Source organism: Mameliella sp. MMSF_3455 (assembly GCF_030733205.1).
Taxonomy (GTDB): domain Bacteria; phylum Pseudomonadota; class Alphaproteobacteria; order Rhodobacterales; family Rhodobacteraceae; genus Antarctobacter.
The window spans coordinates 1-20666 of record NZ_JASHJL010000038.1 but is presented as its reverse complement, the minus strand read 5'-3'; the positions used below and the strand labels follow the sequence as shown (position 1 = coordinate 20666).

The window sequence follows — 20666 nt, the reverse complement described above, 5'->3', positions numbered from 1 at the left end:
TATCGTATACCAAATTCCGGTGTAGCGGTATTCATTCCGCACGCCGTCCCCCTTATCTTACCCGAAATCCAGAAAGGCACGAGCATGCCAAAGGACCAGACGACAGACCTGCGCGCGCGCATCGACGCGCTGACCTATGCCGCCGAGGCCGAAACCCTGGTCCGGCTGAAAGACGAGGCCGCGCTGGACAGCTCTGCCCGCGCCGCGATCTCGGGCAGCGCGGCGCAGCTTGTGCGGGACATCCGCGGCGCCACACGCCCCGGCCTTATGGAGGTCTTTCTGGCCGAATACGGCTTGTCGACCGAAGAGGGCGTCGCGCTGATGTGCCTTGCAGAGGCGCTTTTGCGGGTGCCTGACAGTGCCACCATCGACGCGCTGATCGAGGACAAGATCGCGCCGTCGGACTGGTCGCGCCACCTGGGCCATTCCACCTCGCCGCTGGTCAATGCCTCAACCTGGGCGCTGATGCTGACAGGCAAGGTGCTGGAAGACCACCAGCCCGGTCCCGTCGGCCATCTGCGTGGCGCCATCAAGCGGCTCGGAGAGCCCGTGATCCGCACTGCCGTCGGCCGTGCGATGCGCGAGATGGGGGCACAATTCGTCCTGGGCGAAAGCATCGAAGCCGCGATGAAACGCGGAAAGGCGCAAGAGGCCAAGGGCTATACCTATTCCTACGACATGCTGGGCGAGGCCGCTCGGACAGAGGCCGACGCCCAACGCTATTTCGACGCCTATGCCCAGGCGATCCGCGCCATTGCCACCAACGCCCCGCACGAGGCCACCCGCGACAATCCCGGCATCTCGGTCAAGCTCTCGGCGCTGCATCCGCGCTATGACGAATTGCAGGCCGAAACCGCCCGCGCCGCGCTGATCCCCCGGCTGCGCGCCCTTGCCCTGCAGGCGCGTGACGCCAAAATCGGGCTGAACATCGACGCCGAAGAGGCCGACCGCCTCTCGCTCTCGCTGGACGTGATCGAGGAGGTCCTGTCCGACCCGGGCCTTGCCGGCTGGGAAGGGTTCGGCGTGGTCGTACAGGCCTATGGCCAGCGCGCGGGCGCGGTCATCGACTGGCTCTATGCGCTGTCGGAAAAGCTCGACCGCCGGATCATGGTTCGCCTCGTGAAAGGCGCCTACTGGGACACCGAGATCAAGCGCGCCCAGGTCGCCGGCCTGCCCGGATTCCCGGTCTTCACCTCGAAATCCGCCACCGATGTGTCCTACATCGCCAACGCGCGCAAGCTGCTGTCGATGACCGACCGCATCTACCCGCAGTTCGCCACCCACAACGCGCATACCGTGTCGGCGATCCTGCACATGGCGCAGGACAAGAGCGCCTTTGAATTTCAGCGCCTGCACGGCATGGGCGAAACCCTGCACCGGCTGGTCATGGAGCAAAACAAGACCCGCTGCCGGATCTACGCGCCGGTCGGCGCCCACCGAGACCTTCTGGCCTACCTGGTCCGCCGCCTGCTGGAAAACGGCGCCAACTCCAGCTTCGTCAACCAGATCGTCGACGAAGACGTGGCCCCCGAAACCGTTGCCGCCGACCCGTTCGAGGCCCCCGCGGGCCGCGCCCTGACCACCGGCCCCGACCTCTTTCAACCGGAACGCCGCAACTCTCAGGGGATGGACCTGCGCGACCGGCCCAGCTTTGCCGCGCTTGACAATGCGCGCGGGGCCTTCCGCACCGCGAAATGGCAGGCCACACCGCTGACCGTGACCGATACCGCTCCCGGCGACACCGAGGAAGTCGTGAACCCCGGCAACCCCGAGGACGTCCTGGGCCAGGTCACCTGGGCCAGCCCGGAACAGACCCGCGCCGCCGCCGCTGCCGCCCGGCCCTGGCAGGCCACACCTGTCGAACGGGCGCGCATCCTGAATGCCGCCGCCGACCTCTACGAGGCCAACCAGGCCGAGATCTTTGCCATTCTCCACCGCGAGGCGGGCAAATCGCTGATGGATGCGCTGGCCGAACTGCGCGAGGCGGTGGATTTCCTGCGCTACTACGCCGCCCGCTGCCAAGAGGGCGCCGACAATCCGCTGGGCACCTTCGCCTGCATTTCTCCCTGGAACTTCCCGCTGGCGATCTTCACCGGCCAACTTTCCGCCGCGCTCGCCGCGGGCAACGCGGTTCTGGCAAAACCGGCGGAACAGACGCCGCTGATCGCCCATTTCGCCACCCGCCTTCTGCACGAGGCCGGGGTGCCACGGTCCGCCCTGCAATTGCTGCCCGGTGCGGGGGACGTGGGCGCGGTGCTGACCTCCTGCCCGGACGTGGACGGCGTTGCCTTTACCGGCGGCACCGAAACCGCCCAGACCATTCACCGCAGCATGGCCCGGCACCTTGCCCCCGGTGCACCCTTCATCGCGGAAACCGGCGGGCTGAACGCGATGATCGTCGACAGCACCGCCCTGCCCGAACAGGCCGTGCAGGCGATCATCGAATCCGCTTTCCAGTCTGCCGGTCAACGCTGTTCCGCCCTGCGCTGCCTCTATGTGCAAGAGGACGTGGCCGAGGGTTTCCTGGAAATGCTCAAGGGCGCCATGCAAAGCCTTGTCGTCGGCGATCCCTGGGAGGCGGCCACCGATGTCGGCCCGGTCATCGACGCCGAGGCACAGGACAGCATTCTGGACCACGTCGCGCAAGCCTCGCGCGAGGGACGGGTGCTGCAACAGGTCAGCGTGCCCGCAACGGGGCATTTCGTGCCACCGACCCTGATCCGCGTCGGCGGGATCGAGGATCTGGAGCGTGAGATCTTCGGCCCCGTGCTGCATGTCGCCACCTTCAAGGCGCGCAACCTGAACCGGGTCATCGACGCGATCAACGGCACCGGCTACGGGCTGACCTTCGGGTTGATGACCCGCATCGACGAGCGCGTGCAGCAGATCACCGAGAGCATCGAGGCGGGCAACATCTACGTCAACCGCAACCAGATCGGCGCCATCGTGGGCAGCCAGCCCTTCGGCGGCGAGGGCCTGTCGGGGACCGGCCCCAAGGCGGGCGGTCCGCTCTACCTGGACCGGTTCCGCGCGCATCCCGCGCCGGACACCCCCGGCGACGACACGGGCACAGCTGTCACGGACCTTGCCAACCGGCTGGCAGAGGCCGCGGCCATCGATCCGACCCCCAGCCGCGTGGAGCTGCCCGGCCCGACGGGCGAAGCCAACGTGCTGCACCAGCAGGCCCGCCCGCCGCTGCTCTGCCTCGGACCGGGGCGGGCCGCGGCAGAGGCGCAGGCGCAGGGCATCCGCGCCCTTGGCGGACGCGCGGTGATGGCTCCGGGCCTGCCTCCGGAAACCCTGAAAGACACGCAGGGGATCGCCGGGGCGCTCTGGTGGGGGGATGCGGACCGCGCCCGCGCATACCGGCAGGCGCTGGCCGCACGTCCCGGCCCGATCCTCACGCTGATCACCGGCGCACCCGACGCAGGCCATGCCCGCGCCGAACGGCATGTCTGCATCGACACAACCGCAGCGGGCGGCAACGCCGCCCTGCTGGCCGGACAGGAGGGTTGAGGTCACACGCCTCTGAAAGCGCCTTCTTGCTGGTGCACCTGGTGAATGTACGCCATCCATCCGGCGCGATCCCGTGGCATGGGCCCATGAAACGGGTCGGCGGGCGGGCGATGGGCCCAAGGGGCCCGAGTCCCGTCCGTCCCCGTTTCAAGGCATGGGCACCTTGACCTCCCCCCAAGGCATGCCAATCTCCAGCGCATGTTTCCGATCCGCGATCATAACCCGTCGGGGCGCACGCCCTTCGTCACCTACACCCTGATCGCGATCAACATCGTCGTGTTCCTGGCCTCGCTGCAATACGAAAGCTCGCCCCGGGCGATGATGGCCTTCTACGCCGATTACGCGCTGATCCCCCGCTTCCTGTCCGAAGGCTACGGGTTCTCCGGGCTTTTCACCTCGATGTTCCTGCATGGCGGATGGATGCATATCGCCGGCAACATGCTGTTTCTCTACATCTTCGGCGACAACCTCGAGGACGAGATGGGGCATGTCGGCTACCTGCTGTTCTACCTGGCGGCAGGCCTGGGCGCAGGGCTGATCCACTGGCTGTCGGCGCCCCTGTCCACGGTGCCCACCGTGGGGGCCTCGGGTGCCATTGCCGGTGTCATGGGGGGCTACCTGCTGCTGTTCCCCAAGGCGCGGGTCGACATCCTGATCATCCTGATCGTCATCTTCCGCGTCATCCCCGTGCCCGCATGGCTGATGCTGGCGCTCTGGTTCGGCATGCAGGTGTTCGGCGGGTGGAATGCACCCGCCGACCAGGGCGGCGTTGCCTACTGGGCGCATGTGGGCGGTTTCGTGATCGGGATGATTCTGACGATTCCGATCTGGCTGCGCCGCGGCGGCATGCGCTTCTGGAACCGCACCGAGGGGCACCCGCCCCACCCGGAAACGGAATACGCCTTTGAACGCAGCCGCGTGCCGCGCGTCCAAAGCCGCAAACGCCACACTCAGGTCCCGAGGATCCGCAGAAAATGACAGAGACCCACACCGCCACCTGCCATTGTGGCGCCGTCGAACTGCGCGTGCGCCTGGCAGAGGGCACGGATACCGCACGACGTTGCGACTGTTCCTATTGCCGCCGCCGCAGCGCCGCTGTCGTCAGCGCACCGCTGGACGGGATCGAAGTGGTCAAGGGAGCCGACAACCTGGCGCTCTACAGCTTTGGCACCCACACGGCGCAGCATCATTTCTGCAAGACCTGCGGCATCTACATGTACCACCGCCGCCGGTCGAACCCGAACGAGCACGGGGTCAACCTCTATTGCATCGAGGGCATGGACCCCAAGGACTTCGAGCCGCTGGCCTGGAACGACGGCGTTAATCACCCGTCGGACCGCTGAACACCCTCACTCGGCGCGCAGGATCCGGGTGAAGCCGCTGAAAATCTCGTTGTTGGCGCAGATGATGCTGCCGCTTTCCAACGGGTCCTGTCCTTCGCGGACACCATCGACCAGTGCGCCGGCCTCCTTGGCGATCAGATAGCCTGCGGCCATGTCCCAGAGGTTCAGTTCGCGCTCCCAGTAGCCCTCGAAACGGCCCGCGGCCACATAGGCCATGTCCAGCGAGGAAGAGCCGAGGTGACGCACGCCGGCGCATTCCGGCATCACGCGGGCCAGGTCCTTGAGCGTCGCGGGCAGGGTACGTTTCGCGGCGAAAGGGACTCCTGTGGCAAAGACCGCCTCGACCATGCGGCGCCGTCCGGACACGCGCAGACGCTTGGAATCGTTCAGCCAGGCGCCGGCGCCGCGTTCGGCATAGAACATTTCGTCCTTGGCGGCATCGAAGACCACCGCCGACACGATCTGCCCCTTGTGTTCCAGCGCGATGGAAATCGCCCAGTGCGGCAGCGCGTGCAGAAAGTTGGTGCCGCCATCCAGGGGATCGACGATCCAGCGCCGGGTCGGGTCGGTGCCCGGTTCCTCGCCGCCTTCCTCGCCCAGCCAGCCATAGTTCGGCCGCGCGCCCAACAGCTCTTCCTTGAGGATGCGCTCGGCCTCGATGTCGGCCTTCGACACGAAGTCGCCCGCGCCCTTCATGGAGACTTGGAGGTTCTCGACCTCGCGGAAGTCCTTGACCAGCGAGCGGCCCGCCTTTCGCGCCGCCTTCATCATGATATTCAGATTCGCGCTGCCCTGCATGGCCCGGCCTTTCCCGCGTGGTCACAAATGAAATCAGGCCGCGCGTATACGCGGCCTGACAGGCAATGCCAAGAGGCGCAGCGCCTCAGCGGTAGACAGCGCCCTTTTCGCCCGGCACGAACTGCGGCGAATAGGACCGCTTGTGGCCCGTTTGGCTGTAGTAGGCACCCGCGTTCGGCTTGCCGCAGCAGACGACCCCGCCCGCCAGAACCGGTTGCAGCCCCTGCGGGCAGAAGTTCGGGGCATCGTAGCCGTGGACCAGGAAATTCGAGTTCGGGTCGTTTGTCGCGTCGCCCATGTACATGTCGCCCCAGGCAAGGGCCGAGGTCACGCTGAGCGCGAGCGCCGCGGCAGCGGCGGTCAAAGGCAGTTTCATAATGTCCCCCAAGAACTCGATGCACCTCGCCATAGGCTACCAGCACGCGGGCGCGAGTCAAATTTTTCGTGCCATTTCCCGAAGGTTATCCCGTTTCAGGCAGGGTCGGCCTGGTTGAGGTCCTGCCAGTGTTCGCCCATGGCGACGATGCAGGACTGGCCCGAGGCATAGCTGATGATCATGGTCCAATCGCCTTGGTCATCGGTCCAGATTTCGACCACTTCCTCGGGGCTCCGCAACCCGGTGGCGCGGCGCGCGGTGCCAAATTGCTCCACCAGCTTGCGCGTCATCTGATCAGAGGGGGCGCATATCACCTCGGCAATCGGGCTGGCGGCGGAGGGCCCGGTCGACACCCCGAGGCACAACACAAACGGAAAAAGACATCTGCTCATGCACCGAAAGTAACAGATTTATGACGGCCCGGCGAGACGAATTGCCCGCACACGCGCCGTCACGTCCCCGTGTCGGGGGCTTTTGCACGGCCGCCGGTCGGACCATCCTGAAGGCACCCGCCAACCCCACCGGAGTCCGCCATGACCAACCTGACACGCCGCGCCACGTTTGGCCTTGCCCTTGCCGCCCCTGCCCTGCTGCTCACAACGCGCAGCGCCCTTGCCGCCGAACCCGAGATTTATGCGGAAAACGGCATCGCCATCGACGGGTCCGACCCGGTCGCCTATTTCGCCGGCAACGGTCCGGTGGCCGGCGGCGCCGCTGCGCTCAGCTGGAAAGGCGCCACCTGGCAATTCTCCGACGCCGGGAACGCCGCTGCCTTCGAGGCTGACCCGAAGGCCTATGCGCCGCAATTCGGGGGCTACTGCGCCTTTGCAGCCTCGCGCGGCTACCTCGCGCCGACCATCCCCGAGGCGTGGACGATCCACGAAGGCCAGCTGTTCCTCAACGCCAGCCTGCGCGCCCGCATGCTGTGGCTGCAGGACATCGAGGGAAACATCGCCAAGGGCCGCGCGAACTGGCCCGGCATCCTTGGATAATCGCCTTGCGCGGCCTGCTCAGCCCTGCCGGGCGAGCAGCGCCCGCACATCATCAGGAGACAAGGGGAACAGGGGCCGGCCAAGATCGAACGGCCCACCTGCATCGTGTCGAGTAAGTGTCGTCTGGTTCTGTGGCATGGACCGAACATAGGGGCGAAGCCCGCCGCGATGAAGGGGTCGACCGCCGCATTCGTTAACAACGAACACGAACCGCCCAATCTCTAGGCAATCCACGCCTTTCCGCCCAACAGAAAGGCCCCTCTCAGCCCTTCAGCACCCGGTCCGCCTTCTTGCGGACCAGGACGCTGCGCAAGTCGTGCATCGCCAGGAGCAGCGCGTCCGTCACCTCTTCGAGCTGTTCCGGGGTCGCGCGGGACTGCGCCCATTGTGCGGTCAGGTTCAGGTGGTCAACGGCCCGATGGATGTCGTCCAACTCGCGCCGCGCCAACAGCCGCTTCCGGTCTTCCATCCAGGCGCGGATCTCTTCCAGCTCACCCTCCGACAACTCATGGTCGCCATGTGGCTTGATCTCGCCCTTGTTGACGTTGATCACGGCGATCTGATCCATCTCCAGCCGCCGCTGCCGGTTCTCGGTATCGACGCGATAGACCAAGGCGCCGTTGTCGCGCACGCGGAAATAGAACTCGGGCAGGTCGGGCGTCATGTCAGCCCCGCACAGAACCGCTCGATCCTGTCGCAGGCGCCGGTCAACTGCGCCTCCGAGGCCGCATAGCTGACCCGGAAATGCGGGCTCAGACCGAAGGCCGCGCCAAAGACCACCGCGACGCCTTCTTCCTCCAGCAGGGCGGTACAGAAATCTTCGTCCGTGTCGATCCGGCGCCCGCCTTTCGACGTCTTGCCAAGGCATCCCGCCACCGAAGGATAGACATAGAACGCCCCCTCGGGCGTGGCGCAGGTGATCCCGGCACAGGCGTTCAGCCGCTCGACCACCATGTCGCGCCGCTTGGCAAATACCGCCGCGCGCTCTGCCAGAAAGTCCTGCGGCCCGGTCAGCGCCTCGACCGCCGCCCATTGGCTGATCGAACATGGGTTGGTCGTGGACTGGCCCTGCACCTTGCGCATCGCGCCGATCAGCTCCTCTGGACCACCTGCATAGCCGATCCGCCAGCCGGTCATCGCATAGGCCTTGCTGACGCCGTTGACGGTCAGCGTGCGGTCATACAGCCCCGGTTCGACCTGCGCCGGGCTGACGAATTCGAACCCGTCATAGGCCAGGTGCTCGTACATGTCGTCCGACATGACCCAGACATGCGGGTGGCGCATCAGCACATCGGTCAATGCCTTCAGCGCCGCCCGGTCATAGCCCGCGCCGGTCGGATTGGACGGCGAGTTGAAGATGAGCCACTTGGTCCTTGGCGTGATCGCCGCCTCCAGTTGCTCGGGCGTGATCCGGAACCCCTCGGCCTCGGCGCCCTCGACGATCACCGGCTCACCGCCGCCAAGGCGCACCATGTCCGGGTAGCTGACCCAGTAGGGCGCCGGAATGATCACCTCGTCTCCGGGGTTCAGCGTCGCCATCAGCGCGTTGTACAGCACCTGCTTGCCGCCGGTGCTGACGCTGATCTGGGCGGGCGTGTAGGTCAGCGCGTTTTCACGGGCGAACTTGTCACAGACCGCCTGTTTGAGCTCGGGAATGCCGTCCGGCGCCGTGTATTTCGTTTTCCCCGCTTCGATTGCCGCAATTGCCGCAGCCTTGATATTGTCCGGTGTGTCAAAGTCCGGTTCGCCGGCGCCGAGTCCGATGATATCGCGCCCCTCAGCCGCCAGTTCGCGCGCAAGTTGCGTGACGGCGACCGTCGGGGAAGGTTTCACGCGGGACAGCGTCTGCGACAGAAAGGGCATAGGGGGGCTCGTGGTTTGAAAATTTGCCTTCCCTGTCTTAGTAAGCGCCCCAATGGCGTTCAAGCGGCTTCACCGGAAAGGTAAGATCATGGACAACTCGAAAGACTGGTACGGGCCCGAATCCGCCACCTTCGGCGACCGGCTCGTTGCTGCCCGCGAGGCAGCCAACATGACCCAGGAGGTCCTCGCCAAGCGGCTGGGCGTCAAGCTCAAGACCCTTCAGGCCTGGGAAGATGACATCAACGAACCGCGCGCCAACCGTCTGTCCATGCTGGCCGGCGTTCTGAACGTGTCAATCGTCTGGCTGATCACCGGCGAAGGCGAAGGCGTGCCGGACCCCGATCAGGACGAGACCCTGGCGCCCGATGTCAACGCCATCCTGACGGAAATCCGCGCCCTGCAAGGCCAGTTCAAGGCCAAGGCGGACAAGCTGGGGCGGTTGGAAAAGCGCCTGCGCACCATGCTGACAGAGGCCCAGTGACATGACGACCGGCCCCGGCGAATCCCGCGAAACCCGCCTCCGCCGCCTGCGCATGCGCTCCATGCGCCGCGGCACCAAGGAGATGGACATCCTGCTGATCCGCTTCGCCGAGGCCCGCCTGGACGCCCTGGACGCCGCCGGGCTGGATGCCTACGAGGCGCTCCTGGCGGAAAACGACCAGGATCTCTACCAGTGGATCTCGGGCCAGCGCCCCGCGCCCGAGGTTCACGCCCCGATGATCTCGGAAATTTCCCGCATCGCCGCAAACGGTTGATTGCAGTGCAGGAATCCGCCCGGCGCCCGCTGCTGGGCGGGTCCCCGTGTTTTCACCTCTGTCAAGGTTGGTTAACCAACCCTCGGAAATCAATAGAATTTTCCGGGTCTTCTACTCGGTTTAACCCGATATTTGCGTTTATACCCGAAAGCTCCGTTGCAAGAAAAACAGGCGGAGACTGAAATGAGCATTCATTCGTCACTGAATCAGGGGCCGGCACAGGGCTTCATTACGAATTACCTCGATGCGTTGAGCCTTGTGGAACGGCTCCACCGCCTCCTGCTCGACGTCATAAAGGACGAATTCGAGCGGTTGGGCATCATCGACGTGAACGCGGTGCAGGCCTTGCTGCTCTTCAACATCGGCGACAACGAGGTGACGGCCGGCGAACTGAAAAGCCGCGGCTACTACCAGGGCTCGAACGTCAGCTACAACCTCAAGAAACTGGTCGAGATGGGCTACATGCACCACCAGCGATGCGAAATCGACCGCCGCTCGGTCCGCGTGCGCCTGACCCAGCGTGGGCGGGAAATCCGCGACATCGTCGGTGATCTCTTTTCCCGCCATGCGGACGGGCTGCAGGGCAAGGGCGTGCTGTCGGTCGATGGCATCGACGAGATCACGACAGCGCTGCGCCGCGTCGAACGCTACTGGACCGACCAGATCCGCTACATCTACTGAGGACGCCGGCCGGGCGACACCGCCCGGAAGACGCCTTGGTGGGACGGCGGGCGGGGCGATCTGCGCCAGCGGCGCAGGAGCGGCGCCCAGGCGCCCCCCTACCTGGACGAGACGGCCAGCACCTGCAGTTCGCGCTTCAGCTTGCGTACCATCGCCGCCTCGAAGGCCTCGAAACCCAGCGCGGTCTCGACAAAGGCATCCGCCCCCGCGATGACATAGGCCCGATAGTAGGAGGCCAGGGCACCGATTCCGTTCGCATCGCCGGATGCGCCGATCACCAGCCCGTTGATCGTGATCCCGCCCGGGCGGCTGTCCTGCGGCCTCGGCCCGGTGTTCGACTTGCCGTCTCCTGAAAGGTCCAGCACCCGGCGCCAGCAGTGCCCCTGCTCCGCCAACAACGCCGCACCGAACCGCTTGGCCGCCCCGATCGCGGTGGACTGGCCCAGCTGCCCGCGCTGCGTCCCCCGCAACAAGGCCGCCAGGTCGGCCACGTCCGCCGGTCCCTCGATCCGCCGCCAGGGTGCCACGATCCGTTGCGACCCCGGCCCGCTCCACTCGAAGACAGCCACGGAGACAGGCGCCTCCGGCATGGCCAGCAGGGCGCCCATGACCTCCGGGTCCTCCAGCGCGCCGGCCAGCCCGTCCAGTTGCAGCCGGTATTCCGCCGCGTCGACGGAACCCGAGACGTCCAGCCCCAGTGCCAGCGCCTGGCGACAGGCCGCCTCGGCCCCCGCTCCCCAGATCAACAGGGCCGCAAGGCCAAGCAGCCGGGTCATCCCGGCCCCGGCCCCACATAGGGCAATCCGCCGACAACCCGGTTCTGGATCTCGCGGTAGAGCTTGCGGATCATCGCCCGCTCGAACCCCTCGTAGCCCTCTGCCGTCTCGATGAAGGCGCCCGGCCCGTGCAGCACCTCGAACTCGTAGTGATCCACCACCGAGGGATCCGCCCCCAGCACCGCCAGCGCGTTGACCGTGATCCGCTCAAAGGGGAAATGCTTGTAGGCCAACCCGGGCCAGAACCCGTCATTGGTGATCCCGTCGCCGGACACATCGATCACCTGCCGCTCGCAGGGGGGTGCCTCCTTCATCAGCGTGGCGCCAAAGCCCAAGGCATAGCCCAGCGCCGTCGGGAACCGCCGGTAGGAGCGCTGCACCCTTTGCAACCGCGCGGCCACCGCCGCGATGTCGCCCGCGCTGTGCAGCAGCACCCAGTCCTGCACCACCACCGATTGCCGCCGCCCGCTCCATTCGTAGACGGCCAGCGCAACGCCGCCGCCCTGCTGCAGGATCGCCCCCTGCACGTCCGGGCTTGTCAGGGCCGCGGCCAGCCCGTCGCGCTGCAACCGGTACTCTGCCTCGTCCACGGAAGAGGAGACATCCAGCGCCAGCAACAGCGCCAGCCGGCAGGCGGCCTCGGCCCCCGCCGGCAGCAAGGCCGCCAGAGTGGCGGCGATCATGCAGCCGAGGCGGCTCACCAGTGACCCGTGTTCTCCATGCTGGCCCAGGGTTCCTGCGGCGGCAGCGCATCGCCTTGCTGCAACAGTTCGATCGAGATGTTGTCGGGCGAGCGGACAAAGGCCATGTGCCCATCGCGCGGCGGCCGGTTGATCGTCACGCCGTTGTCCATCAAGGTCTGGCACATCTCGTAGATGTTGGGCACCGTATAGGCGAGGTGGCCAAAGTGACGGCTGTCCGAGGGCAGGCCCTCGTCGCCATCCCAGTTGTAGGTCAGCTCCAGGTCTGCGTGACCATCCGCCTGATCCGGCGGACAAAGGAAGACCAGCGTGAACCGGCCCTTCTCGTTCTCGCTCCGGCGGCGCTCGACCAACCCCAGCATCTTGTAAAAGGCGATCGAGGCGTCGAGGTCCTTCACACGGACCATCGTGTGCAGATACGTGATTCCCATTTTGTCCCTTCCGGCCCGCCTGCGCAGGCCGTCTTTCAGAATACCGATTTCAGACCCAGCCGCAGATCCGTGCCGCGGGTCTCGTAAATGGTATAATTGGAACTCCGGTCGCGGAAGGAAACCCCGATTTCCGGCGCAAAGCCGTAGAGGTCGTAGTTCGGCAACAGAACATCCAGCGAAACGGTCAGCTCCTCGTCCCGTCTTGGCTCGACCCAGAATTGGGTCGGCCCCTTGTCGAAATCGGTGACCTCCCATGCCAGCGTCAGCCGCGGCAGCATGCCCTTGAACGGCTTGCCAAGGCGATAGCTCAGCGCCGCGCGCGCACTTTCCCGCGCCACCAGCCGCGAGTCCGAGGCCGTGTCGGACACCATCAGGTCAAGCCCGAGGGACGACCGGCCATAGGCGCGTGTCAGCGTCAGACCCAGCTCGCTGGTCTGCGCATCGCGCACCGATGCATCGTGCCGCTGCTCGACCTCGTAGCCATAGCGCAGCGTGCCGATCAGCCCCGGCGCGATCGTCTGGCCATAGCTGAGATCCAATCCCGCGGAATCGGCGAAAAGTGCGCCGCCCAGCCAGTGCCGTGTCACCGACAGCTGTGATTTGCCCAGCCAGCTGCCATCCTGCCCGCGCGCTTCGTAGCCAAGGCTGAATGCCAGCGCGTCCTGCCGGTAATCCGCGTCCCTGATCCCCGGCACCTTGTCGCGCGCCTCGGAGGAAAAGCGCACCCGCTGGATCTCTGTCGACACCCCAAGGTTCAGCCGTCGGGTCGCGCTCAGCGGAACACGGCGAACATAGTCGGCGCCCAGCACATAGCGTTCCCCTGACAGCGGCACCGCCGAAGGGTTGATGAAAGGCAGCCCGGCAAAGGTGAAACGGTTGGTCTTGGGCGCGCCGTTGAGGTTGTCCGATGGTTCGACCGACAGATCCAGCGACAGCCGCCAGGGCGTCAGCCGCCGCAACTGGCGAAAGTCCCGGACCGCCACGGCCTTCAGCTGGTCATCCGGCGCCATCTGCGCCGCACGCCGCAGCCAGAGTTGCGCAACGCCGGGCCGCCCGCCAGAGGCCCGCGCCTGCGCCATCAGCATCGCGGAAAAGAACCGCTCGCGCTCGTCGTCCGTCCCGCCAAAGGCGTTGCGCGCCGCCTCCGCCGCCTCTCCGCTGCGGCCAAGCTGCGAAAGCGCGCGGGATTTCAACATCAGCGCGTCGGTATCGCCGGGCGCGCCCAAAAGCACGCCCTCGGACAGCACCAGCGCCAGTTCCGCCTGCCCGGCCATCAGCGCCCGCGCCGCGGCGCCGCGCGCCTCGTCCACGCTCATCCGCACCGGCTCGGCTCCGGCCGGGGCCGACATCAGAGCCATCGCGCCGGCAAGAACGGCCGGTCGCAAGGCACGCAGCAGATGGGCCCCAAGGCTCATGGATCAGGGGCGCGTCGCGATGAAGCCGCCGGTCTCGCGAATGTCCTCGGTGAGGAACTCGCCCGTCGCCGGGTCGATGCCCACCGGGCCCTGACCTTCGACCACCACGATACCGACGACTTCCTCGCCGTCCGGCCCCGCAAAAAGCCCCGACCAGGTGCCGGTCTGGGTCACTTCACCGTCCGTGCGCACGGCGCTGGCCTCGGACGAGTTGATCGTCCAGGTGTCAAAGTTGATCTCGGCCGTGGCCAGCGACAGAAAGTCCGCGCCGCTCAGCGCGGCGATGTTCACGCCATTGGCATCAAAGAACTCCCGGCTGACGATAACGCCTTCGACGGCGCCAGAGACATCCGGATCGTCAACGTCGACCTCGATCCGCGCCAGGCCGGACACATACTGGATTTCGGCACTCGGGGCGCCATCGACCAGCACGGTCCGAACCGCCGCATATTCGCCGTTGAAGACATAGGAATCCGTATCCGCCGGCAGCGCGCCGTTCCCCTCGAGCCGCTGCGCCGCAGCCCCGCCGAAACCGAACGACAGGTAGCGGTCCGTGCCAACGGCCCCCACCTGGCTAAAGCCGCTGGGCGAGCGGCGGAACACCGCGAAATACTGCGACGTGCCCGAAGGCCCCGCGGTGTTCCGATAGGCATCGAACCCGGTGCCGCCGGGATTGAGAATGGCACTGAGGCCCGCATCCCTGCCGTAGACGTTCGCACCGGCCACGGCCTTGTCGCTGTCAAAGGGCAATTCGTCGAAGACCAGCTCGCCGGTGCCCGGGTCGTACGTCATCTCGTCGACGCGCAGATCTTCCGAGGCGTCGTCCAGCTCGCTCGTGTACAGGTTGTCGGGATCGGGGTCTGCGTCGGGATCGGTGCCACCGCCGCCGGTCCCGGGATCGGGTTCTGGCACCAGCGGCTGCGCCCCGGTTCCAATTCCCGACCCGCCGTCGCCGGTCAGCGTCGCGCCGTCACACGCGGAAAGGACGCTCGCGAAAGCGAGCGCTGCAATAATGCGATACATGGGACTGCCTCAGGTCTTGCCTTTTATTTTGTCCACAGCCTGTGCGGCACGTTGGAAAAAGTCAATCTTGGCTTGGCGAAGCGGCCGGATGTGCGGCATAATCGCCCCACAGCGGGGATTTCAGAAAAGGCTGACAGGCCCCACGCTCATGGGCGATTGCCCGGGCCACCTGTCCGCGCGCTTTCGGATCGGCAACCGGATCGGTGCGCCCTTGCCTGTCGTCTGCCCGACCTTCCGGCCCCGGCCCGGGGAAGCGGCAAGCATGTGTTTTTGATGCGCCGCTCGGCGCCAATTGATTTGAGACGCGAGGCATCATGCCCATGACTGGCGAGACCACAGGCAACCGAACGACAGGGCCAACCCTGATCATAGAGGACAACGCCATTCTCTCGACAGAGCTTTTCGAGGCGCTGCAAGAGGCCGGACTGAACCCTCTGCCCCCGGTCAGCCATTACACCGCCGCGCTGTCCAGCCTGTCGCAGGACACCCCACGCCTCTGCGTGCTCGACCTGGATCTTGGCCGACAGATGAACGCGAACGTCCTGATCGGCGAAGAGGGGCGGCGCCTGCTGGCCATCCTGCACGCGCGCGGCTGCCGCACCGCCGTCTACAGCGCCTATGTCTCGAACCCGCTTGGCCTGCGCGACATCGCCCCCGACGTCGAGGTGCTCAGCAAGAGCCAGCCGGTCGAGGACCTGGTCCGCGTCCTGCGCAGGCTCTCCGGCCTCGAACCCGAGCCGGCCTGATCACCCCGCGCCCATGCGCGAGATCGTGACACACAGCCCCTCGGGCCGGTAATCCATCTCCACCTTGGCCTGCAACTGGCGCTCTAGGATCGTGCCCAGCAGGAAGGCGCCAAAGCCGGTCCGCTCAGGCGGCACCACCTCGGGGCCGCCGGTTTCGCTCCATGTCATCTGCACCAGCCCCGCGTCGCCGGTCACGACATCCAGCACAACCCGCCCATCGGGCACGCTCCACGCACCGTACTTGACCGCGTTCGTGCCCAGTTCGTGCAAGGCCAGGCCAACCGCCTGCGCATCCTCGGGCGGCAGGGCCACGTCCTTTCCCTGATAGCTGAACCGCCCGTCGCTCAGGTCCACAAAGGCGGCAAGGCTCGATTCCGTCAACCCGCGCAGCCCCTGCCAGTCCCAGCCTCCCTCCGACAAAAGCTCGAACGTCCGGCCCATCGAGGCCAGACGCTGTGACAGGCGGCTGGCCAGTTCCGTCTTGTCGCCCGACCGCTGCGCGGTGAATCGCGTCACCGCCCGCACCACCGCCAGCATGTTCTTGACCCGGTGCTGCAACTCGGTGGTCAGCAGGTCCTTCTGCTCCTCCAGCGCCCGTTCCAAGGTCACGTCGCGCACCGCGATCCCCGCCGCCGTCACCTCTCCGTCGCGCAGCACCGGAAAGATGTCGCCAACCAGACGCCGCCCCTGTCCGTCGGTGATCTCGATCCCTTCCAGCGGCGCGGCGCCGTCCAGAACCGCCTCGATCCGCGCCGCAAAATCGCCAATCTGCGCCGGCACCGGGATCTCCGCGGGTGCACGGCGCAGAGCCTCCGGGTCCAGCCCGAACAGGTCAGCCAGGAACCGGTTGCCGCGCGACCACCGCATGTCCTTGCCGATCATCCCCAGCCCGACGGGCACGCCATCGTAGATCGCCTGCAATTCGGCATTCTGTTGCTCCAAGCGGGCCGAGGACTCCAGCAAATCCCGGTTGAAGGTCTGCAGCTTGCTGTTGATCAGCTCCAGCTCTCCCCGGCTGAACCGCAACTCCATGTTCGAGGACTGCAGTTCCTCGTTCAGCGCCATCAATTCACGATTTGCGCTGCTCAACGCCATTTCTGCGCTTTCGGTGCGCCATTGCAGCCGGTCCAACTGTCGCTTCCAGGGGGCGGCGCCCGCTGCCGCCGGCACCGGCAGATCGCCGTCCTCATCCTTGCACAGCACCACGAGATATCGACCGGCCTGCTCGGCCGAGGCCGCAACGCGCACCTCTCCCTTGACGTCCGCCCCTTTGCCGGCAAGGCTGCGCACTGCGATCTTGCGCCTCGCGTCGCGCACCTCCGCCAGGGCCTCCATCGCCGCCCGGGCGCAGTCCGGGTCACGCAGGTCCTGCAACCCATAGGCCGCGCCCGGCCGCACCGGCGGCAAGAACGCCCGCATCGGCGTCGAGACATGGACAAACCGCCCGCTGTCATCGACCGAGGCAAAGACCGTTCCCAGCATTTGCAGGACACCGCGTTCGGCCAGCGCCGTTTCGGTCAGCCGCTCGCCGGGCCGGTGGCCGGGCGGTGCCACGGCCCGCGCGCGCGTCTGGGCCCTTTGGCGTCGAAACAGGATACCGTCTTCGCCTACCGGTTCGAACCCTTCCGGATCCAGCAGCGGGACCAGTTGCGGCGAGACCGCAAGAAACCCCTCTGCCTGCAGGCCATAGTCGAACCGGGCCAACGCCTCCGCTGCCTTCTCAGGGTGGGCCAACAGGGCGGGCGGCAGGCACAACACCAGGTCCAGCCAGCCAAAGGGCGCATCCGCATAGAGATCATGCTCGGCGAAGACACAGAGTTCCCGCAGGCCAGGGTCGACCCTGTAGCCACCATCGCCGCGCCACAGGAAACGGGCCCGGCGATCAGGACCCAGCGCCGCCGCCGCTTCGGCGCAATAGTGTCCCGACCGGGCCCGCTGCAGGGCCGCTGCATCCGTATCGGTCCCGAATATCTTCCAGGGACGGCGGTCCTGCCGCTCTTCCCTCAGCTCGATGATCCTCATGGCCAGCTGGTAGACCAGATCACCCTGCCCGCATCCGGGCACCCAGACCCGAAACCCCGCCTGCCTGCGCTGTAACAGCTGGACCAGCACAAGGTCCCGCAGCCGGTCGATCATCACCGCGTCCGAAACCTCCTGCGCCCTGCCCTGCAAGACGTCCCGTGCCAGACACTGCCGCTCTGCCGGGTCGCGGCGCAGCCGGGCCAGGTAGGCCTCGGGCGCCAGCTCGCCCGCGATCGCCATTCGGCGTAACATCGGGGCCGCCATCAAGGCTGGCCCCGGCCGATCCGCAAGGCCCAGCAGGCGCGAGGCCTGGTCCAGCTGCTCTTTGCCTGGCCCGTCGCCTTCGGTCTGGGCAATCCGCGCCCGGTGGATCGCCGTCACCACGCCGGGCGCCTCCTCTGCCGCCACCACCCGGTCCGCCAGCGAGCCAGAGCCGACCGCCAGCACGACCCCGCCCGCCGCCTGCAGGGCCCGCGCGCCAAGAACCGGCAGCATCACGCGTCCCGGCAACAGAACCGCGATACCCGCAGGCTCACACGCGGCCAGGCTCGACAGGCAGTCATCCAGCGGCGAGGCGCCATCCGGCACCAGCCGCAGGACACCCGCCATTACTCGCGCCGCCTGCCCCCGTGGCACGACAAGCACCCGGTCCGCAGCCGGCGCCACGCCGTCCTCGGCCATGTCCACCGGCACCCGCGCCACCGCCCGCAGATCGTCCAGCAGGTCATCGTCGGCGGGCATCCGGTGCATCGGCACCACCAGCCAGCACAGGCCACTTCCCGGCTGGATCGCCGCCACGCAGGCGGCCAGCGCCACGCGCGCATCCGGCGGCGCGGAAATCGCGGCGATCGTCATTCCTGGCGGCCTCCGGTCCCTGCCCAAGTTCCCCGGTCGCAACTTGGCACAGCCGTCCCGACCCCGCCAAGCCTCCCGCTTCCGCCCCCCCGCGAAATATCCTATGCCAAGGGGACCGCATTCCCGGAGGGACAGCATGCAGCAATATCTCGACGCACTCCGCACGGTCCTCGACCACGGCGAAGAATCAACCGACCGCACCGGCACCGGCACGCGCAGCTATTTCGGCCTGCAATGCCGCTATCCCCTGGCCGAGGGCTTTCCGCTGGTCACCACCAAGAAACTGCACCTGCGCTCGATCATCCACGAGCTGCTGTGGTTCCTCTCCGGCGACACCAACATCACCTACCTCAAGGAAAACGGCGTCTCGATCTGGGATGAATGGGCGGATGAGAACGGCGACCTCGGCCCGGTCTACGGCCATCAATGGCGCCACTGGCCCGGCTATAAGGGCGAGATCGACCAGATCCGGACCCTGCTGCACCAGATCCGCACCACGCCGGACTCGCGCCGCATGATCGTTTCCGCCTGGAACCCCGCGGATGTGCCAGAGATGGCGCTACCGCCCTGCCACACGCTCTGGCAGGTCCGCATCATCGGGCGCAAGCTGCACCTGCAACTCTACCAGCGCTCCGCCGACATGTTCCTGGGCGTGCCCTTCAACATCGCCTCCTACGCGCTGCTGCAGGCGATGCTGGCCCATGTCACCGGCTACGAGCCGGGCGATTTCGTCCATTCCATCGGCGACGCGCATATCTATTCCAACCACATGGACCAGGTGGCCGAACAGCTCTCGCGCACGCCGCGCCCCCTGCCCCGGCTGGACATCGCGCGCGAGGTGAAGGACCTCTTCGATTTCCGGTATGAGGATTTCGCCTTCCCCGGCTACGACCCCCTGCCCGCCATCAAGGCCCCCGTGGCCGTCTGAGGTTTTCATGATCACGCTCATCGCCGCCCACGACCGCAACCGCGCCATCGGCAAGGACGGGGACATCCCCTGGCACCTCCCCGAGGACCTCGCCATGTTCAAGCGCGAGACCCTGGGCGGCGCCATCATCATGGGCCGCAAGACCTGGGACAGCCTGCCGTTCAAGCCCCTCCCCAAGCGCCTGAACATCGTCGTCTCCCGCGATACCGCGCTGCACGAACATGTCGTCGGCTCCGTCGAAGAGGGGATCGCCCTGGCGCAATCGCTTGGCTATTTCCGCATCTACGGCATCGGCGGTCAAAAGATCTACGAGACCATGCTGCCGCTGGCGCATCGGCTGTTGATCACGGAAGTGGATCTGGAGGTCGAGGGGGCGGACGCGTGGTTCCCGGAGATTGGAGAGGGGTGGCGGGAAGTTGAAACAAGGAATCAATCGTCAACTCACCACTATGCGATCATAGAATATGTCAATTTTCTTAGGACGTAAGTCCAACCTAAGATAATGTAGGGGCAAAAAATTGTTTGATCCTCCGTATGATGCTTCAACTTGGATTCCTTACCTTCAGCTTTTTGTAGAAGCGATCAAAGGGGTAGCCTGGCCAAGCGCTTTCGCGTTCTTGGTATACAATTTTCGGGATGAATTACGCCCACTTCTAGCAAACATCAAAAGCCTCGGCCCTACAGGTGTCACATTCTCAGACGCCAGGCAGATTTCGAAAACACCGGATGACGGCTCAGACGAACTAGCCACAAGTTCCCCAACTCAACTCAACAATCCAGTCGCCGACCGAATTCGCCAGAACTTAACGATCCAGCTTGAAGCGTTCAATTCAGGTTCTCGAGAAGAAGAACTAATCAAGAGCTTGACGTTTCGCCTGCTTGAGAAAAACTTCTTCACAGCATACTTAAACATCTTTGGAAGCCAAATATCAGCGCTTGAAGAGCTCAACGTTCAGCCGATCAATAAAGATAGGGCAAAAGAGCTTTTTAAGAAGCTTCAATCAGAGCATGAGGAGCTAAGAAATTTCTCCCTAGACCAGTACCTAAATTACCTATTCAATTGGGAGTTAATAGAGCAGGATGAGGATGGCGAGCAGTTTAGAATAACTCAAAACGGTCGCGATTTCCTAGTATTCCTTCAAAGCCACGGCCTTCCAAAAGATCGACCATTGTAGGCGCAATACTTGAGAAGATTTAGGTAAAAAACTTTAGTTCCTCCACCCCGGGCGCGGAACAAGGCCGCAGGCCGCCGCGCCAGCGCCGACCCGCCCCCCGGGGCGGCGCTTTGTCGACACAGGCGCAAACCCCAGAGGTCCTTCGGATGTGTCACGATAAACTGCGCCCGCTCTACCGACTGATGCACCACCCCGCAGGTCGGCGCTGTCCCGGCACCGCACTCCGATCAAGGCGGATACACCCCCGCGGGGCTCCCCCGTCCCGGGCTT

22 protein-coding genes are annotated in these 20666 nt (G+C 65.8%); 11 read left to right on the top strand and 11 right to left on the bottom strand.

The features are described from left to right. Positions 1 to 84: 84 nt before the first annotated feature. The 3 genes from putA (at position 85) to RBB42_RS21500 (ending at position 4859) form a co-directional block, all read left to right on the top strand. On the top strand, positions 85 to 3516 hold the full coding sequence (gene putA, locus RBB42_RS21510; protein WP_305970790.1) for a bifunctional proline dehydrogenase/L-glutamate gamma-semialdehyde dehydrogenase PutA: 3432 nt from the start codon (positions 85 to 87) through the stop codon (positions 3514 to 3516). A gap of 198 nt (positions 3517 to 3714) precedes the next feature. After that, on the top strand, positions 3715 to 4494 hold the full coding sequence (locus RBB42_RS21505) for a rhomboid family intramembrane serine protease (RefSeq protein ID WP_305970791.1): 780 nt from the start codon (positions 3715 to 3717) through the stop codon (positions 4492 to 4494). Further along, entirely contained in the window at positions 4491 to 4859 is a 369-nt protein-coding gene (locus RBB42_RS21500; protein WP_305970792.1) for a GFA family protein, read from the top strand. The genes RBB42_RS21505 and RBB42_RS21500 overlap by 4 nt, the downstream gene beginning before the upstream one ends. Before the next feature lie 6 nt (positions 4860 to 4865). On the opposite strand, the gene RBB42_RS21495 is transcribed toward RBB42_RS21500, so the two are convergent. The 3 genes from RBB42_RS21495 to RBB42_RS21485 form a co-directional block, all read right to left on the bottom strand. Further along, a complete protein-coding gene (locus RBB42_RS21495) occupies positions 4866 to 5657 on the bottom strand; it encodes an inositol monophosphatase family protein (RefSeq protein ID WP_305970793.1) in 792 nt (263 codons plus the stop codon). 85 nt (positions 5658 to 5742) lie between these two features. Beyond that, entirely contained in the window at positions 5743 to 6033 is a 291-nt protein-coding gene (locus RBB42_RS21490) for a hypothetical protein (RefSeq protein WP_305970794.1), read from the bottom strand. 95 nt (positions 6034 to 6128) lie between these two features. Then, positions 6129 to 6323 (bottom strand): hypothetical protein, encoded by a 195-nt coding sequence (locus RBB42_RS21485; RefSeq protein WP_305970795.1) that lies wholly within the window; start codon positions 6321 to 6323, stop codon positions 6129 to 6131. 243 nt (positions 6324 to 6566) lie between these two features. Here RBB42_RS21485 and RBB42_RS21480 point away from each other — a divergent pair, with 243 nt between their 5' ends. Continuing rightward, a complete protein-coding gene (locus RBB42_RS21480; RefSeq protein WP_305970796.1) occupies positions 6567 to 7025 on the top strand; it encodes a YHS domain-containing (seleno)protein in 459 nt (152 codons plus the stop codon). A 262-nt stretch (positions 7026 to 7287) separates the two neighbouring features. Here RBB42_RS21480 and RBB42_RS21475 read toward each other — a convergent pair whose 3' ends face one another. Further along, on the bottom strand, positions 7288 to 7689 hold the full coding sequence (locus tag RBB42_RS21475) for a hypothetical protein (RefSeq protein ID WP_305970797.1): 402 nt from the start codon (positions 7687 to 7689) through the stop codon (positions 7288 to 7290). Next, positions 7686 to 8888 (bottom strand): pyridoxal phosphate-dependent aminotransferase, encoded by a 1203-nt coding sequence (locus RBB42_RS21470; protein ID WP_305970798.1) that lies wholly within the window; start codon positions 8886 to 8888, stop codon positions 7686 to 7688. Before RBB42_RS21470 ends, RBB42_RS21475 begins: the two co-directional genes overlap by 4 nt. A gap of 88 nt (positions 8889 to 8976) precedes the next feature. Here RBB42_RS21470 and RBB42_RS21465 point away from each other — a divergent pair, with 88 nt between their 5' ends. From RBB42_RS21465 to RBB42_RS21455, 3 genes are all read left to right on the top strand, one after another. After that, positions 8977 to 9369 (top strand): helix-turn-helix domain-containing protein, encoded by a 393-nt coding sequence (locus tag RBB42_RS21465; protein ID WP_305970799.1) that lies wholly within the window; start codon positions 8977 to 8979, stop codon positions 9367 to 9369. Between the two features lies 1 nt (position 9370). Further along, positions 9371 to 9643 (top strand): FAD assembly factor SdhE, encoded by a 273-nt coding sequence (locus RBB42_RS21460; RefSeq protein ID WP_305970800.1) that lies wholly within the window; start codon positions 9371 to 9373, stop codon positions 9641 to 9643. 183 nt (positions 9644 to 9826) lie between these two features. Further along, positions 9827 to 10324, top strand: a complete 498-nt coding sequence (locus RBB42_RS21455) for a MarR family winged helix-turn-helix transcriptional regulator (protein ID WP_305970801.1) — start codon at positions 9827 to 9829, stop codon at positions 10322 to 10324. 98 nt (positions 10325 to 10422) lie between these two features. On the opposite strand, the gene RBB42_RS21450 is transcribed toward RBB42_RS21455, so the two are convergent. From RBB42_RS21450 to RBB42_RS21430, 5 genes are read right to left on the bottom strand one after another with little or no spacing between them, the layout of a single operon-like run. After that, a complete protein-coding gene (locus RBB42_RS21450) occupies positions 10423 to 11100 on the bottom strand; it encodes a DUF1194 domain-containing protein (RefSeq protein WP_305970802.1) in 678 nt (225 codons plus the stop codon). Beyond that, a complete protein-coding gene (locus RBB42_RS21445) occupies positions 11097 to 11783 on the bottom strand; it encodes a DUF1194 domain-containing protein (protein WP_305970814.1) in 687 nt (228 codons plus the stop codon). Before RBB42_RS21445 ends, RBB42_RS21450 begins: the two co-directional genes overlap by 4 nt. A gap of 14 nt (positions 11784 to 11797) precedes the next feature. Beyond that, the gene (locus tag RBB42_RS21440) at positions 11798 to 12232 is read right to left on the bottom strand and encodes a VOC family protein (RefSeq protein ID WP_305970803.1); all 435 of its coding nucleotides are present in this window, start codon (positions 12230 to 12232) and stop codon (positions 11798 to 11800) included. Between the two features lie 35 nt (positions 12233 to 12267). Then, positions 12268 to 13590: a surface lipoprotein assembly modifier gene (locus RBB42_RS21435; protein WP_305970804.1), complete on the bottom strand. Its 1323-nt coding sequence runs from the start codon at positions 13588 to 13590 to the stop codon at positions 12268 to 12270. A gap of 60 nt (positions 13591 to 13650) precedes the next feature. Continuing rightward, positions 13651 to 14670: a hypothetical protein gene (locus RBB42_RS21430; RefSeq protein ID WP_305970805.1), complete on the bottom strand. Its 1020-nt coding sequence runs from the start codon at positions 14668 to 14670 to the stop codon at positions 13651 to 13653. A 314-nt stretch (positions 14671 to 14984) separates the two neighbouring features. Here RBB42_RS21430 and RBB42_RS21425 point away from each other — a divergent pair, with 314 nt between their 5' ends. Beyond that, positions 14985 to 15416, top strand: coding sequence for a DNA-binding transcriptional response regulator (locus tag RBB42_RS21425; protein ID WP_306043416.1), 432 nt, complete (start codon positions 14985 to 14987; stop codon positions 15414 to 15416). Here the strand turns inward: RBB42_RS21425 and RBB42_RS21420 are convergent, their stop codons facing one another. Next, positions 15417 to 18293, bottom strand: coding sequence for a CheR family methyltransferase (locus RBB42_RS21420; protein WP_305970807.1), 2877 nt, complete (start codon positions 18291 to 18293; stop codon positions 15417 to 15419). Positions 18294 to 18429: 136 nt separating this feature from the next. Between RBB42_RS21420 and RBB42_RS21415 the strand changes: the two genes are divergently transcribed. The 3 genes from RBB42_RS21415 to RBB42_RS21405 are packed head-to-tail and all read left to right on the top strand — an operon-like array spanning position 18430 to position 20396. Further along, positions 18430 to 19221, top strand: a complete 792-nt coding sequence (locus RBB42_RS21415; protein WP_305970808.1) for a thymidylate synthase — start codon at positions 18430 to 18432, stop codon at positions 19219 to 19221. Positions 19222 to 19228: 7 nt separating this feature from the next. Then, positions 19229 to 19708, top strand: a complete 480-nt coding sequence (locus RBB42_RS21410; RefSeq protein WP_305970809.1) for a dihydrofolate reductase — start codon at positions 19229 to 19231, stop codon at positions 19706 to 19708. 31 nt (positions 19709 to 19739) lie between these two features. Beyond that, positions 19740 to 20396 carry a helix-turn-helix domain-containing protein gene (locus tag RBB42_RS21405; protein WP_305970810.1) on the top strand — a complete coding sequence of 219 codons (657 nt, stop codon included), beginning with the start codon at positions 19740 to 19742 and terminating at the stop codon, positions 20394 to 20396. The last annotated feature ends 270 nt before the right edge of the window (positions 20397 to 20666 follow it).